The organism is Campylobacter sp. 2018MI34 (assembly GCF_016598975.1).
GTDB lineage: Bacteria > Campylobacterota > Campylobacteria > Campylobacterales > Campylobacteraceae > Campylobacter_D.
The window spans coordinates 1-16,822 of record NZ_JAENKS010000028.1; the positions used below are offsets into that span (position 1 = coordinate 1).

Sequence of the window (16,822 nt, forward strand, 5' to 3'; positions counted from 1 at the left end):
GAAGTAAGGCTTTAAATAAAATACCATTTCCAAAACCATAAAAATAAAGAACAGGATATAAGAAGTATTTATCATTATAAGTGTTTAACATAGAGTTTAGTTCAGCAAGAGGGTTTTGGTAGAGTAAAGTATTAGTACTTCTATCTTTTAAATTGATATTAATATTATCTTCTGATTTGATGAGTTGATATTTTGTATTAATTTTTATTTTGCTTAAAGCATCTTTTAAGGCAATATCTTTTAAAGAATTTAAATTTTTATCAAAGAGTTCTTTTAAAAACATTAAAGTCCCCATCCATCACTAACTACTAAAGTTTGCCCAGTGATAAATTTACTTGCATCACTAAGTAAAAATACCAAAGTTCCGCATAAATCACTTGCTTCTAGCATTCCTTTACTTGCACAACACTTTCTATAAGCGTCCAAAAAAATCTGTGGTTGATTATCTAAAATTCCACCCGCTGCTAAGGTATTAACACGGATATTAGTATTAAAAAGTTCTTTAGCAAGCCATACACCCAAATGATTAATTCCTGCTTTAATCACACTATATTCAAGCGAACTTTGCATACTAGTATTTTTATAATTTTCAAATTTAGGAGCATATACACCCATAATAGAGCTAAGATTAACAATATTTCCATAGCCTTGCTTTTTAAAATATTTTACAAATTCTTGAGCAGCCAAAATAAAACCGCCAAGATGTAAATTTAAATTTTCACAAAGCTCTTCATAGCTCAATTCATAATAAGGTGTTTTTCCCCAATTTTTTCCACAAGGATAAGAAGAATTAACAAAAGCATCGATTTTTTGATATTTTTGTTTAGTTTTTAAAATAGCTTCATTAAGACTTTCTTTAGAAGTGATATCAAGCTTAATGCTTAAAAGTTCTTGATTAAATTCTTTGTTTAATTTTTCTTTTAAATCTTTTAAACACTCCTCATTGATATCTGCTAAAACTGCAATGCCTTTATTTTTTAAAATAGCCCTACAAAGCTCTTTTCCTATACGCCCACAAGCTCCTACAACAAAAATAATCTTTTCTTCAAGCATTAAAATTCCTCTGGTTTTAAATTTCTTTCTTTAATTAAAAATTCAACTATTTTAAAATCAAGCTCACTATCTACATCAAAAGCTGTATTTTCTTCCATAATATAAAGAGAAGTTTGTTTTCCAAATAAATCATCACTCTTGAGTATTCTTTCACGTTTAAACATATAAATACTTGCATTCATATCAAAACATTTTGGCGCACTTTGGCGTGTTGTAAAAGAACCTTGTTTTGATCTTTTAACCTCATCATTGTCAAGCTCTATTAAATTAAAATAAGGATTACGCCTTGCTGGTGTTGCGGTAATTAAAACTTCTTTATTTTCTTTTACAAATAATTCATAAGCTTTTTTTATATCTTTACTTGTTCTAAGAGGAGCTGAGGCATCTAAATCTACTAAAATATCAAATTTTATACCAAAATATTTCTCACTTCTTAAAAGTGCATCACGCATCACAGGAATTTTTGGTGCATTATCACCTGCAAGATGTGCTTCTCTTTTAAAAAAAACTTCAGCTTTGTATTTTAATGCGACATTTGCTATCTCATCACTATCTGTACTTATAACTATATGTTTAAAAAGCTTTGAATTTCTTGCTTGTATGATACTATAAGCAATCATTTCAAGATTATTAATTTTTTTAATATTTTTATTTAAAACTCCCTTAGAACCACCTCTTGCACAAATTGTGCATAAAATTTCAGCCATTTTTAACCTCATCGCAAATTTTTAACACATCTAAAGCCTCATCTAAAGAACATAAATTTTTATCATTATTTAATATAGCTTTATGCAATGACTCTAAAGTTAAAATAGTATCGCTTTTATAAATTTGTGTTTTAATGCTTTTATCCTCATTATAAATTTTTAAAATACCTTGGATTAAATCGGCTTCATAACTTTTTTTTGGAGTATGAATAATAATTTTTCTTTGAGTAAGCTTAGAAAAATAATCAAGCTTAATATGAATTTTTAAATCTTTAGAATTTTTCAATGATAAAAAAGCAAAATCATCACTACCAATCTCAAGTTCTGAAAGCTTTAAATTCTCGCTATATAAAAGTTTTAATTTTCCAAAAAGAAAAAAAGCCAAATCGATTTCGTGAGAAAGATCAAGTAAAACTCCACCTCCTAGTTCTTTTTTTGCACTATAGTTTTCCCTATAATCTATATCACGCCAATTAGGCAAATAAGAATGACAACTCAATTCTACAAAATAAGGTTTTTCAACTTGCAAAATTTCTTTTAAAGCTTTAATTAAGGGATTAAATCTTAAAAGATAAGCAATGAAAATTTTATTTTTATTACTTTGAAAAGGAATAAATTTTTCAAATAAAGGTTTTTCAACTAATATAATCTTATCTTTAACAAAAGTATCAATTTTTTTTAAAGTCTCTAAATGTAAAGTTGTGATATTAGCAATAATAAAAAGATCAAATTCCATTAAAGAAAGCTCAGCCCAAGAATTATAAAGTTTTGTCTCTTTAATATCTTTTTTACAAGCACTAAAAGAAAGCAAAGAAATATCAAAACCTAAATTTTTAAGGGCTAAAAAATGTTTTTTTCCAATACTCCCAAAGCCTATAATTAAAGCTTTCACCTAAAATCCTCATTTGCTCTTGCAAATTCTTCAATTCTACCTATGTCAATCCAATAATCACGCAATAAAAAAGTATTGATTTTTTCATTTTTTTGCATTAAGATTTTTATCAAATCAGGCATATCTAAATACTCATTTTTATTTAAAAAATTTAAAACTTCAGGTTTTAGCGCATAAATTCCAGCACTAACTAAAAATTTCATAGTTGGTTTTTCTTGTATATTTTTTATAAAACCATTTTGTTCTTTTATAACTCCATAAGGTATGCTTTGTTCAAATTCTCTCACACATACACTCATTAAAGCCTTACTTTTTTTATGGGCTTTTAAAAATTCTAAAAAATCAAGTTCGGTTAAAATATCTGCATTCATTACAATAAAACTTTCTTTTAAAGGCTCTTCAATCAAACTTAAAGCCCCTGCTGTCCCTAATTTTTTCTTTTCTTTAATATAGGAAATTTTAACCCCAAAATCTGTGCCATCTTTAAAATAATTTTCTATAATTTGTTTTTTATAATTTACACAAAAAATAAAATTTTCAAAGTTTTGCAAAGAAAGTCTTGAAACAATGCTCTCTAAAATAGGTTTTTTTCCCACTTTTAACATAGGCTTTGGGGTGTGCTTTGTAAGCTCTTTAAGTCTTGTTCCAAGTCCTCCAGCCATTAAAATTACATAGTTTGGAAGTTTAGTTTTGGCTAAAAGTGAAGAAATAGATCTTATGGAAATTATTTCACCTTTTTCATTGATAACAGGAAAATCATAAATATCTGTTTTTGAAGAAAGTTCTAAAAGTTCAGCTTTACTTGTATTTTCTTTTATTATGATAGGATTTTTAGTATAAATATCTTCTATACAATCATAAATCATTTTTCCATTAATTAAAGCTTTTCTAATATCAGAATCGCTAATAACTCCCAAAAATTTATCTTTTTGATCTACTACAATACCAAGTCTTACTCTTTCTTTGCCAACTATATTTAAAGCTTCTTTTATACTAGAATTGGGATTTAATTTTAATTTTTTGATATCCATAACATATCCGTAAATTTTTTATTTAAAATTGTATCTAATTTTATATTTTTAAGCTTTGTTTTAATGAATTTATTAGGATTTTTTATTTTATTCTCAAAAGGATTATTAAAACTTTTTAAAATTTCTTTAAATTTTTTAGTTTCTAATTTTTGAAAAGCTTTTTGCAAATCTTTCATATTTGTATCAATAATATTTTCACTTTTTATCCTTCCTTTTTGACGATCTCCTATATTTATACAAGCTGTTCTTAAAAAAGGACTTTCTATGACACCACTAGATGAATTTCCTATTATGGCTTTTGAAATTTTCATTAAGCTTAAATACTTTTCAACTCCAAGATTATCAAAGAGTTTTGCTTTTTTAGGATATTTCTTGCAAAACTCCGCTAAAAAATTATTAATCAAAAGTCCATTTTCATCAGCATTTGCTTTAGTAAAAATCAAACTTGCTTTTTTAAGCTTGATTAAATTATCAAGTAATATTTCAATATTATTTTTAGTTTGTTCCAAATTTAAAGTTTCAGGATGATAAGTGATTAAATAAATATTTTCATCGAATTTAAAATCAAGTTCTTTTTCAAGTTCTTTTTTACTTAAAAAGTTCGTATTTTTAACATTAAATCCGCCCAAAGAACCTACATTAAAAATAAAATTTTTATTTTCTCCTAATTGCAAAACCCTATTTTGATATTCTTTTGTGCTTACAAAATGAAGATGAGCCATTTTAGTTATGCTATGCCTTATACTATCATCAATAGCTCCTAAAGTAAGTTCTCCACCACAAAGATGGGCAATAGGAATGTGCATTAAAAGGCAAACACTAGCAACTGCTAACATTTCATAACGATCTCCTAAAATTACTACTATATCGGGTTTTAAACTTTCAAACACCTTAGAAAAACCTTCAAATACTAAAGCCATGCTTTTACAAAGATTTAATTTATCATCATTTGAAGATAAAATGGGAATTTTTTTATCTATTTTAAAATCTTTTTCTATTTCTTTATAAGTTAGACCAAAATCTTTACTTAAATGTGCTCCTGTTACTATGATTTGTAATGCTAAATCTTTATCATTTTTTATTTCTAAACATAAATTTTTAAGCAAATACCATTCAGCTCTTGTTGCGCTAATTATGCAGATTTTTCTTTTACTCACGAATTAATTCATCTTCTTTATAATTTTTTTGAGCAATTTTTCCTAAAAATTCATCATATCTCATTGCACAAATTCCATTTCCTGGACGCTTTGTAGTTAAATTTTCTTCATTGAATTTCTCACCTTTTTTAATGGCTTTTTTTGCTACAAGACTTTTTCTTGCTATATTTATATTTTTCTTTTCACTCTTACTTGCTTTTTTAATACCACTGCCTAAAGCTAACTCAAGCTCTCTTATGCTTTGACACATAGATTTAAGCTCATTTGGTTCTAAACTTGCTTTGTGATCAGGACCATTCATCGTTTTATCTAAAGTAAAATGTTTTTCAATTACACAAGCTCCTAAAGCTACGGCTCCTAAAGCTACACTTATACCTTTAGTATGATCTGAATATCCTATATTTAAATTAAAAGCATTTTTTAAAGTTTGTATAACCTTTAAATTGATTTCATTAAAAGGAGCAGGATATTCTGTTGTGCAATGCATTAAAGTGATATTGCTTCTTTTTTGGCCATTTTTGCAAAGCACATCTAAACAAGCTTCAATTTCACCTAAATTTGCCATTCCTGTTGAGAGTATAATTTTTTTATTTAATCTTGCAATGGCTTTAAGATAAGGAAGATTAGTAATTTCTCCACTTGGAATTTTAAAAATTTCAAGCCCTAAACAATGTAAAAGCTCTATACTTTCTAAATCAAAAGGAGTTGAAAGAAAAGAAATATTACAAGCTTTAGCATAAGCGATAAGAATTTGATGTGCTTTTAAATCAAGTTCTAATTTTTTTATCATTTCAAATTGACTTTCATCTTGATTAGTTGTTTGAAGTTGATATTTAGCTTTTTTTGCATTAATGCTTACGCAATTTTTACTTTTAAAGGTTTGAAATTTTACAAAATCAGCTCCACATTCTGCTGCAACCTCTATCATTTTTTTAGCCAGATTTAAATCTCCGTTATGATTTACTCCTGCTTCTGCAATGATAAGAGTTTTTTTCATTATTTACCTTTACTATTAAAGTTAAATTGAATCTTATAATAATTATATATAGAAATAATATTTAAAAATCAAACTTATTATAAGATTTAATTTATCTTTTTTGATATTTAAAATAATATTTACTATATATTGTAACAAAAATTCGCTCTTATTTTATCTTTAACTTTAAATTTGCTTTAAAAATGCTTAAATTTTTAAGTCAAATTTCTTATTTACCAATATAATTTATTTAAGAAATTTCATTTTTAAGTTTAAATTCTCCAAATTCATTTTTATAAAACAAGTCCATATTATAATGCTTTTCAACAATACGGTAAAAATGATCCTTATTAATGCCAACAAAAGAACAAAAATCTTCAATACACCTATCATCTAACTTATGATCTCTTTCTTTAACAATTTTAATAGCCTTTTCTCTATCTAAAAGTCCATATCTTATAAGTCTAGATGCATAATCACTAGCCATAGCGTGCCCAAATTTTGGATATTTCATCCAAGCATGGATAATATAACCTATACTATCAATTTGATCGAAATTTTCAATACAATGAGTCCTATCCCATTCATTTTGTAAATCTGTAAAGCCTCTGCTCTTTGCAAAAATATAATTTGAATAAGAATTCCATTTAATAAAATAACTAAGATAAATAGGATCTAATTTAACAAGATCTTTTTCATTGGGACTAAAAAAAAGTTGGATATTCTCTTCTTTGATTTCATCATCTATAAATTCATTTAAGTCTAAATCTTGTGCTACTCCATTTAAAAAAATATCTCTAGCGCTAGGAGTTTCTAGGTCATACCCCCCCCCGCCATACTCATAACTTACATTTTCGCCATAAACTAGCAAAGGAGTATTAAATTTTAAAGCCATAGCAAAAGGATAAGTATAAATAAGCCTATCAATAAACCAAGTTGGTTTTCCATATTTTTCAAAAGTTTTTAAAGTAATTTTTCTTTGGGTTTTTAAATCAGGCTTTAAGCTAATGATATGACAACCAAAAGTTTCACTTAAATTTCTTAAATTTTTTCTTCCAGCTTTAGTGCTAGTAAAATTATCCTCAACGCTAAATAAAATAGGATTCATTCCTAGTTTTTCTTTCATAATATACACTTGAAAGTGAGAATCCTTGCCCCCACTTACAGCAATAGCACAATCATACTCAAATTTTCCATTCATTCTGCGATATTTATCGCATAATTCCTCTAATTCTTTAAATCTTTTTTTATAATCAATCTTTTCTTTATTTTTATGATTGATACAAGCAGAACAGATATTTTTACCCTTATCATCTTTAAAAAATTTAATCCCTGGTCTTGTGTTTGGCATTACGCAATAATCGCAATAAATCATAATAATCCTTGATTTTATTTAAAAAATATAATCATAAGATAAATGGGTTAATGGGGGAGGGAATCGTTAATGAAACGATATTTTAAGAATTTTTTACTCTTGGAATTTTGGCAAAAATATTCATAATGTGGCGCATCAAAAATAATTCCACCTATATAAAAATAAGATTCAACTGTAGAAAATTTTTGTTTATAATCAAAAAGCGTATCATCGTCCTCAACACCACCTCCTAAAATGCAAAATTTAGAACCTTTTTTATTTGCATACTCAAAGAAAAAATCTAAAAGTGCGGCATTGGCATTGGCCTTTAAAGAATTAGCACTTAAATGATAATAAGAAAAATCTTTACAAAGAAAAAAAGAAGCAAAAGCTATAATTTCTTCGTTTAAACTTGCCTTTAAGACAATATATTCTTTAAAATTATATAATTTATCAAAATATTTTTGATCAAAAAAATAAAAATTCTCTGCATCATTTCTTTGCATTGTTTTTTCATAAAGTATTTTAAAATCTTCATTTTCATTTATTTTAATAAAATCTATTTTTAAATTTTCTCTTGCTTTTTTCACATAAGCTTTAATACGAGGATTATAATTTTTGCGTATAGTTGAAATATCACACTCAGTAGGAACTATAATAATTTTTTTATTTTTACTTATAAAATCTAAATTATTTTTATAAGCATTAATATACTCATCAAAAGGATGAAAGCGTATAAAAAAAGCAATAATCTTTTCTTTTAAAGCTTTTTGCTTTAAAATTTCAAAGGCTTCATTTAGAAAATCCTCATTTTTGGTATTAGTATAAATTCCATTGTATCCATAAGGACTTTGTAAATCAAAAAAGCCTGAATTTAAAATTTCTTGTTTAATGCCTAAAGTTTTAAAGATAAATCCATCTTTTTTATATTCAAATTCAAAAACATTTCCATATAATTTTGCATAATTAAAACTAAAATAGATATCATCTTTAAAGCTAAGAGTGTTAAGGTTGGAAGCAAGATAAGCTTCAAGGCTTATCTTGCTCATCTTCCATTCCTCTTTAAAAGATTTAAATCCCCCCCCCCCGTTAGAGTACTTCTCGCCTTCGATAATAAAAATTTTATCAATAACTTTTGTCACTTTATCTTCTAAAACATCTTCTAAAGTAAGAATGCTTAAATTTGTTCTTTTAAAATTCTTATGTTTATAAAGCTTCTTAATTTCATTTAAAGTGCTAAAACGAAGCTTTCCATTGCCTTTATAAATACCATATTCTGGAATTTGCTCCAAACCTTTTTCTTTTTCATATCCAAAAAGACCGGTAGCCAAAGTCATAGAAAGAAATTTGCCACAAGGCTTTAATTTTGATATAGCTTTATCAAAAATATCTTTAGTTTTTTCAAAATCATTGCAACACAAAGAAGCTATATCAATAATTGCATCAAAACTTTCATTTTCAAATTCATCAAGCTTTTGAGCATAATCGCCTATTTTAATTTCTTTGATTTGTTTGCTCAAATTTTCATCTTCTAAGCGTTTTTTAAAACGTTCAACTCCTGTTTTACTCCATTCTATACCACTGACACTAAAACCTTCTCTTGCACAAAACCAAAGATTGGCACCTGTTCCAAGCCCTAATTCTAAAATATTAATTTTATTTCTATCTTTAACATTGTAAAAATTTCTCGCAATAAAACGGATTAAATTTTCACTAGGATATTTTCCCCATTCTTTATTAGAGAAAATGTTTTCCCAGAAATTTGAATCATTCATATCTCTCGCCCTCTATAACAAAAAGTTCATTTTTTGTTTTTCCCTCTTCTTTTAAAGAGTAAATTTGAACTTTAATAATTTTGTAATTTTTTCCATTATAAAGCTTTTCTATATCCAATTCATCACAATATCTAATATTTCCAGTAAAAGCGTCACTTCCAGAAGATGGAGAACAAGTATGATAAGCTAAATTTGTATCCTCATAAAAACCTTCATTATTAAAACTAGGGGTAATAGAAAAGAATTTACCCCCGACTTTCAACTTTGAAACCGCCTTTTCAATAATATCTTTGGTTTTTTTAAAATCGTTATAAGCCAAAGAATAGCTATCAATCCAAGCATCAAAACTTTCATTTTCAAATTCATCAAGCTTTTGAGCATAATCGCCTATTTTAATTTCTTTGATTTGTTTGCTCAAATTTTCATCTTCTAAGCGTTTTTTAAAACGTTCAACTCCTGTTTTACTCCATTCTATACCACTGACACTAAAACCTTCTCTTGCACAAAACCAAAGATTGGCACCTGTTCCAAGCCCTAATTCTAAAATATTAATTTTATTTCTATCTTTAACATTGTAAAAATTTCTCGCAATAAAACGGATTAAATTTTCACTAGGATATTTTCCCCATTCTTTATTAGAGAAAATGTTTTCCCAAATATCCATTCCCAAACTTTTATCTTGAATGATTTCAGAATTTAAAACATATTTTTTCATTTTAACCTTTCAAAAATTATTTTACCTTAGATAAATTAATACTTTAATATTTAAATTTAGAACTTTTGCTATCGTCTAAAAACCTCTCATAATCCTCAGGCACACCAATATCTATAAAATAATTATCAAAAATACAAGCTCTAGCTTTTAGAGTTTTAAAATTTTCTTGCAAAAAACTTTCAAAGGAAAATTTATTTTCTAAATTGTAAGTATTAAAAATATCTTTTGATACTAAATAAATTCCTCCATTAATAAATCCTTGTTTAAAAAATTGTTTTTCTCTAAAGGAATTTATAAAATAATTTTTATCAAGTTCTACAGCTCCGTATCTATCAAAATCTTGCATTGATTTTAAGGCAAGACAAATTTTACTTTCTTGTAAATTTAAATAAGATAAGTCTATGTTAAAAAAAGTATCGCCATTTAATACTAAAGAATTTTCATTTACTAAATTTAAAGCTTGTTTTATAGCTCCACCAGTTCCTAAAGGTTCTTTTTCTATGCTATATTCTATTTTTATGTCTAAAAATTTATTTTTAAAGTGGTTTTTTATGATTTCATATTTGTAAGAAACAGCTAGAATAACTTCTTTGATATTTTGAGTTCTTAGATATTCAAAAATAAATTCTAAAAAAGGCTTACCATTGATTAAAGCCATAGGTTTTGGCACATCTTTAACTATGCTTTTAAGTCTTGTACCCAAACCTCCACAAAGGATAATAACTTTCAATGAAAACCTTTTCCAAAAAGCTCCTCTTCCACTATAGCACAAAGTATATGAGCTATTAAAATATGAGATTCTTGTATGCGTGGAGTGCAATTTGAAGGCACTTTGATACAATAATCACAAAGATCATTCATCTTTCCTCCGCTCTTTCCTGTTAAACCAACACTTATAATACCTTTTTCTTTGCAAATTTCTAAGGCTTTTAATATATTAACACTATTTCCACTTGTTGAAATTCCTATGAAAATATCACCTTTTAAGCCTTGTGCTTCAAGCTGTCTTGAAAAAACTTTTTCATATCCATAATCATTTCCAATAGCTGTAAGTATGCTAGTATCTGTGGTTAATGCTATACTTGCAAGTCCTGGTCTATCAAAATAAAATCTACTTACAAGCTCCCCTGCAATATGCTGGGCATCAGCTGCACTTCCGCCATTTCCTGCTAATAAAGTTTTATTGCCATTTTTATAAGCTTTTATGATTTCTAAAGCCACTTTTTTAATAAGATTTAATAAATCTTCATCTTTTAAAATTTGCTCTTTTGTATCTATGCTTTCTTCAAAATACTTTTTTATATAAGTTAGCATTTATTCTCCTTTAAAAATTTATAAGCCTTAACTTTTTAGCAGTTAAAATCACCGCTTTAAGCTTTGGTGCTAAACCTTGCTTTTAAAATTTCATTTTTAAAAACTTTTTCTTCAATAGCAAGTATAGTTATTATATATTTATATCTTTTAAACAACTTTAATTATTAAAAAACCATTTCAAAGTCTTTTCTATTTAAGATTTATAACATTAAAAACTTTTTACTTATTAATAAAATTAAATTAATATCATTTTAATCTTTATTAAAATTCGAAAAAATATTTATATTTTTACTTTTTTGATATCTTAGCCAATAACCTGCAATCATAGAAGAAATTAAAACAGTTAAGATAAGCGTTGTAAAAAAACTAACATTAATGATTTGATAATAATATGCAACACTGGCTAAAACTATTCCTGGACCACCCCTTGCATTCATTGTTATAGCAAAATTAACTCTTGAGATATTAGAAATTTTTACAAAATTTAATCCTATATAACAACCTAAAAATTTTAATAAACACGCAAGCACCAAGAAAAATAGGAACATCGTAAAAGAAAATTCATGAATAATATTTAACTGAATACCAATTAAAGCAAAATAGATAGGAATAAAAAATGAAAAAGCCATATCAGAAAGCCCGCCAACTTTTTCTTTTAATATTTGATGATTGTTTAAAATATTTTTTATCAAAAAACCGATAAGAAATGAAGTGTACATAGGATTAATATGAATCATATTTAAAAAAGCTATAGATAAAAATAATACAATAAAACTTAGAGTAAAAAAATCAATTGAATTCATATGAAAAGCAATTTTTTTAAATAAATTTGAAATTAATTTTACGCCTATAAATAAAAATAAAGTAAGAGAAGCTGTTTTAAGATTGCTTATTAAAGTTAAATCTTTATTTGTTGCTGCATTAATAGTAATATTAAGCAAAATCCATAAAAATAAATCTTGTATTGTTGAAGTAGTTAAAACTATACTAGCAAATCTTGTTTTAATAATTCCTATATCAAAAAATATTTTTGATATAACAGGTATAGAAGTTACTGCAATAGCAATTAAAAAAACCAAATCAAAAGATAAATCATTTCCTTTTATTCCAATAAAAGTCTCTTTAAAATAATCAATAAAAAAATATCCCACGCTAGCAGATAGAAAAGTGCCACCTAAAAACAAAGCAAAAATAATTTTAATATTTTGTTTTTCAAAACTTATTTGCGTATTAAAACCAGCAATAAACATTAAAAATATTAAACCTAATTGATAAAAAATATTTAATATTTTTCCTTGTTCGCTAAATCCATTAAAAATATCTACAAGTAAATCAGGAGCAACAATATATAAACCACTCGCACCTAAAATAAAACCACCAAAAATTTCACCTATAACTTTCGGCGCTTTAAATAAAACGAATAATTTACCAAAAATAAAAGAAGATAATAACAAAACCCCTAAAGATAAAAAAATGATGCTGATATTATCAGGACTTAGTGAATCAAATCGCATGTATTCTCCTAAAAAATAATTTTTTCATTATTTATTTCATTTTGTATTAAATTTAAAATTTTTATACACTCTTTTACATATTGCCCTATGGCTGTCTCTTCTGAAAGTTGTATACCAAAAATACCTTTCTTTGCAATATTATATAAATCATCAATTTCAGCAATAGTAGGAATAGGTTTTTCTTCCATATTTTTCAAAATTTGCGTGGCTAAAAATACCTTGACCGCATTATGATGTGCCATTTCTATAATATACTTTTGAAAACGTGGAATTTTTTCTATACCAATTTCCGTAGATAAATCCCCTCTATCAATTAAAATATATTCCACTTCTTGTAAAATATCATATAAATTATTTACAGCATCTAAAGTTTCAATTTTAGAAATAATTTTAGTATTTGGGTAAAGTATTTGTTTTAGCTCTTGTATATCTTTTGCCCTTCTTACAAAAGAAGCACCTACATAAGCTATATTAAATTCATTGCAAATTTTTATAAGTTCTTTATCTTTTTCAAATAAAAAAGGAATATTATTATGTAAATTTCTAACATGCATACCTTTATTATTTAAAAGTAGACCTGTACTTTTAGAAGTAAAAATAATTTCCTTATCATTGGCTTCCTTCACAATAAACAAAAATACACTATCATTTGCATAAACTTCCATACCTGGCTTTACAAGTTTATAAAAATCTTTATAATTAAACTGATCAATTTTTAAAGAAAAATCTTTATCTTTTTCTACTTGGATAGCTTTAATTCCAGAAGTCCTAATTTTATTTCCTGGCAAATCAATCAAAATATCAATATCAGACTTTTGCTTTCTAAGGTTAATTATAGTATTTTTAATACTTTCAATATCTCCATGAGCTCCATTAATTCTATAAATAAAATTATCTTGATGAATCTGATTGAGATTAATTTTTTCACCCAAACTTGGACCTATTGTTAAAATATTTTTTTTCATTTTTACCTCCTTTTTAATTAATAAAAATATTTTCCTTGCCTAATGCAAGTATGCCAGCAGAAATTTCAGGGCGCATCATAATTTTACTAGGAATTTTACCTTCATTTAAATCTTTTCTAATTTGTGTGCCACTGATTGCAATTCTGTGTTGATTATAATGCGCACAATTCTTTTCACTAACAATTTTTTGACATTTAGTGCAATAATAGGGCTCTTTTAAAAGTAAAAAATCTATACCTAAATTATAATATTTTGATAATTCTCTAGCTAAATTTTGAGCTTCATAGATTCCATAATAATTTCCAACTCCTGCATGATCTCTACCTATTATAAAATGAGTGCATCCCATATTTCTTCTAAGCAAAGCATGAAAAATTGCTTCTTTGGGGCCTGCATAACGCATAGCAGTTTGCAAACCTTGAATATAAACTCTTTCTTTAGGATAAAATTCATTAAACATAATTTTATAAGCACTCATAACTGCTTCTTCAGTAAAATCACCTTGCTTTTTCCAGCCTGTTAAAGGATTAATAAATAAAGCGTCACAAATTTCAAGTGCAATTCTTTGCAAATGCTCGTGAGCTCTATGAATGGGATTTCTTGTTTGAAAACCTACTATAGTTTTAATATCAGGATGAAAAATATCTTTTAAAATATTTTTATATAAAGAACCTTTATAGAATTCTTCTCTTAATTCTATCTTGCCGCCTATGCGTAAAGAAGAACGTCTTTTTTCCTTAATAATACCAGGATGCTTTTCATCTTTAGTTTGAAAAATTTCATAAAGCTCTTCATCTTTAACATAAAATTTATCTTCAATTAGAATATTTCCTACGAGTTTATTTTGATAATATAAATCTTGTTTTTGTCCTATATTAATATCTTTAAAATCACTTACTTCCAAAGTAATAGGCAAAGTCCATATCTCACAATTTAAAAGTTGCATTTCATAAACAACTTTCTTATATTCTTCATAATTCATAAAACCTTGCAAAGGATGAAATACACCACTAGCAAAATATTTTAAATCTAAAAAATTTTCGTGAGTAATTTGTAGCATTTTTTCCTCTTAATTTTTATAAATTTTTAGTAAAATTAAAATTTAATCATCAAATTAATATTTGCAAAAATTATATTATATATAATTAATTTAATTATTTAAATACTTTTACAAGCTTATTTGTAATATATTAAAACTTTCATAAAATTAAAATTTTATTCTTTTCCAAATCTACAAATTAAATCAAGCTATATCTTCACATATTTTTTCAAACTCTTGATAATATTTCCAGGATTTTTAGATATTGCGGATAATTTAATTTTACGAAATCTAATTCTTTATCTAAAATATTTTTTAATTTTAATAGCAAATTTTTTCTTGTTTTTAAATATTGCAAAATTTCTTCTTCTGCAATCAGACTGTTTTTAATCCTCATCTCATTTTCTTCAAAAGCATCTATATAACTATTTAAATACTTTTTACTATTTATAAAGCATTTTTGATTATTTTTTAAAATATTATATTCATTTTGTTTTGTTAATAAAATAATATTATCAAACATCAACTTTCTTTTTTTAAAAATTTCAGAAGTAATATCAATATAATTTTCATTTGCCATACTAGGCTCCAAAGAGTTGAAATACATAAGGTTTTTTGTGGTAATTAATATATCAACACAAAATTTATCTACAATAATGGAATATGCAACTGGAAGTATAACTAAATCACCTTGATGGCGATTAATTCTTTTGAAAAAAAGAACAATCGCATTTTATATTAAAAAATTTATTAGCTATAAATTCAAAAGTTTTTTAGCATTTAAACCAGAGATTTCATTGAACTCAAAACATAATACATCTTTTCTTAAAGTTTCAATTCTTTGATATGATTTAAAATAAAGCTCATAATTGTTTAAAACTTTTTCTAAACTATTTAATTTAGGTTTATTTGAGATAGAAGTATTTCTGGAAAAAGTTCTTTAAAATTCGAATTTAAAGTTATTCTTTTCATTGTTGGCTTTATTTTGCTATTTTAATCGCCTATATGATTTATTGCTTGCCCGATAATTGATATTGGATCTCTACATATATAACAAAGGGATATTTTTTGTGAATAAATAATAGATTTTATCATTATCTTTAAATACCCTTGGAGCTACTACTATATCAGTTTTTCCACTCAATATATATTTATAATTATCCATATAAACTTTTTTTCATCATCCCAGCCATTTGCATTAATGGTTGAAATCTTAGAATAATTAAAAAATGTATAAATAGCCATTGTTCCGCTGCATGCAACCCATAGCCATATTAACTTATAATTTTCTGGTAAAGGTAAATTCATTTTCCAAGCTAATTCAGTAGGTATATTTGTATAGTTTATTTCTTTATTTTTATTATTAAGCTTTTTAGGATCAAGTAATGGAGGATAAAGATGGTTTTCTTTTTTATATTTTTCATTAAAATCATCTGATAATAGCCATTCTTGTATGAGACTAAAATTTTGAATAAAGAATCAAAATTATAAAAAATAACATTTAATACTGGCATATAGTTTTTATACAAATCTAAAATAATTTTCAAATTATCCAAATTACACATAAATAAATTTTTGTTTTCAGTGATAATAATATAAATATTTTCTTCAAACTTTTTAGAAAGATCCAAAATTTCTTTTATTATTTTATAATCTTTCTTAACTTGTTTTATATTTTTAAAAAGAGCAAAATATCCGCCTTTAAATTTTGTTTATATCAGCTTTAATTAAAACTTCACCTAGCATATAAGATAAGTGAAATTTATTTCTTAGAGCTTCACTGTAGTCAGGACAAGTTTCTAAGTCTGGATATTTAAATTGAGGAAAAATTTGTATAGTTTGTTGATAAATTTTTTGTTCTTTTTTATGTTGTTTTTTGATTTTATAAAGTTTTTTAAATAATGCTATATACCCCCGCCCATTTATTATATTCAATCATAGTTTTACCTAATTTATAAGCCAAATGATTTTTTTTACTCTACTTGCAGTATTATGCGAATTTAACGCTAATTTTACCTTTATATAAAAAATTATTAATTATTTATTTTATATATTAATTATAAAAAAATTAATTTAAAAATTTTAAAATCTAACGAACTGAAAACTACTAATATTAACTTAATTAATATTCTTTAGTAAAAAATATAAAAAAGATGTATCTCTTATAATAATAAAAATATATTACATCTTTTTCAATAATAAAATTATTAAATTTTACTAAATTGAGCTATTAAAGTATCAGTAGCTCCTAAAGATGCTAAAGTTTGTTCATAAGCATTTTGCAAGATAGGGTTATCTATAAAATTTCCCCAATGCTTATCACCCGCAGG

15 protein-coding genes and 2 pseudogenes are annotated in these 16,822 nt (G+C 25.5%); all 17 read right to left on the minus strand.

Annotated features, from left to right (window positions below; translation table 11 throughout):
- Positions 1-295 (minus strand): annotated as a pseudogene (locus JG676_RS06825) (DUF115 domain-containing protein); the annotation flags it as partial.
- Positions 283-1,053, minus strand: coding sequence for an oxidoreductase (locus JG676_RS06830; protein ID WP_200170290.1), 771 nt, complete (start codon positions 1,051-1,053; stop codon positions 283-285). The pseudogene JG676_RS06825 and the gene JG676_RS06830, both read right to left, overlap by 13 nt.
- On the minus strand, positions 1,053-1,760 hold the full coding sequence (locus JG676_RS06835) for an acylneuraminate cytidylyltransferase family protein (RefSeq protein WP_200217743.1): 708 nt from the start codon (positions 1,758-1,760) through the stop codon (positions 1,053-1,055). Before JG676_RS06835 ends, JG676_RS06830 begins: the two co-directional genes overlap by 1 nt.
- On the minus strand, positions 1,753-2,652 hold the full coding sequence (locus tag JG676_RS06840; protein WP_200217744.1) for a Gfo/Idh/MocA family protein: 900 nt from the start codon (positions 2,650-2,652) through the stop codon (positions 1,753-1,755). The genes JG676_RS06835 and JG676_RS06840 overlap by 8 nt, the downstream gene beginning before the upstream one ends.
- Complete coding sequence (locus JG676_RS06845) at positions 2,649-3,683, minus strand: nucleotidyltransferase family protein (RefSeq protein ID WP_200170287.1); 1,035 nt, start codon at positions 3,681-3,683, stop codon at positions 2,649-2,651. Before JG676_RS06845 ends, JG676_RS06840 begins: the two co-directional genes overlap by 4 nt.
- Complete coding sequence (gene neuC / locus JG676_RS06850; protein ID WP_200217745.1) at positions 3,665-4,840, minus strand: UDP-N-acetylglucosamine 2-epimerase; 1,176 nt, start codon at positions 4,838-4,840, stop codon at positions 3,665-3,667. Before neuC ends, JG676_RS06845 begins: the two co-directional genes overlap by 19 nt.
- Positions 4,833-5,837 (minus strand): N-acetylneuraminate synthase, encoded by a 1,005-nt coding sequence (gene neuB / locus JG676_RS06855; RefSeq protein WP_200217746.1) that lies wholly within the window; start codon positions 5,835-5,837, stop codon positions 4,833-4,835. The genes neuC and neuB overlap by 8 nt, the downstream gene beginning before the upstream one ends.
- Before the next feature lie 229 nt (positions 5,838-6,066).
- Positions 6,067-7,191: an N-acetyl sugar amidotransferase gene (locus JG676_RS06860; protein WP_200217747.1), complete on the minus strand. Its 1,125-nt coding sequence runs from the start codon at positions 7,189-7,191 to the stop codon at positions 6,067-6,069.
- 1,076 nt (positions 7,192-8,267) lie between these two features.
- Positions 8,268-8,945: pseudogene (locus JG676_RS09240) on the minus strand (class I SAM-dependent methyltransferase); the annotation flags it as partial.
- Entirely contained in the window at positions 8,938-9,660 is a 723-nt protein-coding gene (locus JG676_RS06875) for a class I SAM-dependent methyltransferase (protein ID WP_200217748.1), read from the minus strand. The pseudogene JG676_RS09240 and the gene JG676_RS06875, both read right to left, overlap by 8 nt.
- A 43-nt stretch (positions 9,661-9,703) precedes the next feature.
- Positions 9,704-10,390, minus strand: coding sequence for a nucleotidyltransferase family protein (locus JG676_RS06880; protein ID WP_200217749.1), 687 nt, complete (start codon positions 10,388-10,390; stop codon positions 9,704-9,706).
- The gene (locus tag JG676_RS06885) at positions 10,387-10,974 is read right to left on the minus strand and encodes an SIS domain-containing protein (RefSeq protein WP_200217750.1); all 588 of its coding nucleotides are present in this window, start codon (positions 10,972-10,974) and stop codon (positions 10,387-10,389) included. Before JG676_RS06885 ends, JG676_RS06880 begins: the two co-directional genes overlap by 4 nt.
- 251 nt (positions 10,975-11,225) lie before the next feature.
- Positions 11,226-12,488 (minus strand): cation:proton antiporter, encoded by a 1,263-nt coding sequence (locus JG676_RS06890; protein WP_200217751.1) that lies wholly within the window; start codon positions 12,486-12,488, stop codon positions 11,226-11,228.
- Between the two features lie 8 nt (positions 12,489-12,496).
- Positions 12,497-13,453: a pyruvate kinase gene (locus JG676_RS06895; protein ID WP_200217752.1), complete on the minus strand. Its 957-nt coding sequence runs from the start codon at positions 13,451-13,453 to the stop codon at positions 12,497-12,499.
- A gap of 13 nt (positions 13,454-13,466) precedes the next feature.
- Positions 13,467-14,513, minus strand: a complete 1,047-nt coding sequence (locus JG676_RS06900; RefSeq protein WP_200217753.1) for a hypothetical protein — start codon at positions 14,511-14,513, stop codon at positions 13,467-13,469.
- A 208-nt stretch (positions 14,514-14,721) separates the two neighbouring features.
- A complete protein-coding gene (locus tag JG676_RS06905; RefSeq protein ID WP_200217756.1) occupies positions 14,722-15,219 on the minus strand; it encodes a DUF2972 domain-containing protein in 498 nt (165 codons plus the stop codon).
- A gap of 974 nt (positions 15,220-16,193) precedes the next feature.
- On the minus strand, positions 16,194-16,427 hold the full coding sequence (locus JG676_RS06910) for a hypothetical protein (protein WP_200217754.1): 234 nt from the start codon (positions 16,425-16,427) through the stop codon (positions 16,194-16,196).
- Positions 16,428-16,822 lie beyond the last annotated feature (395 nt).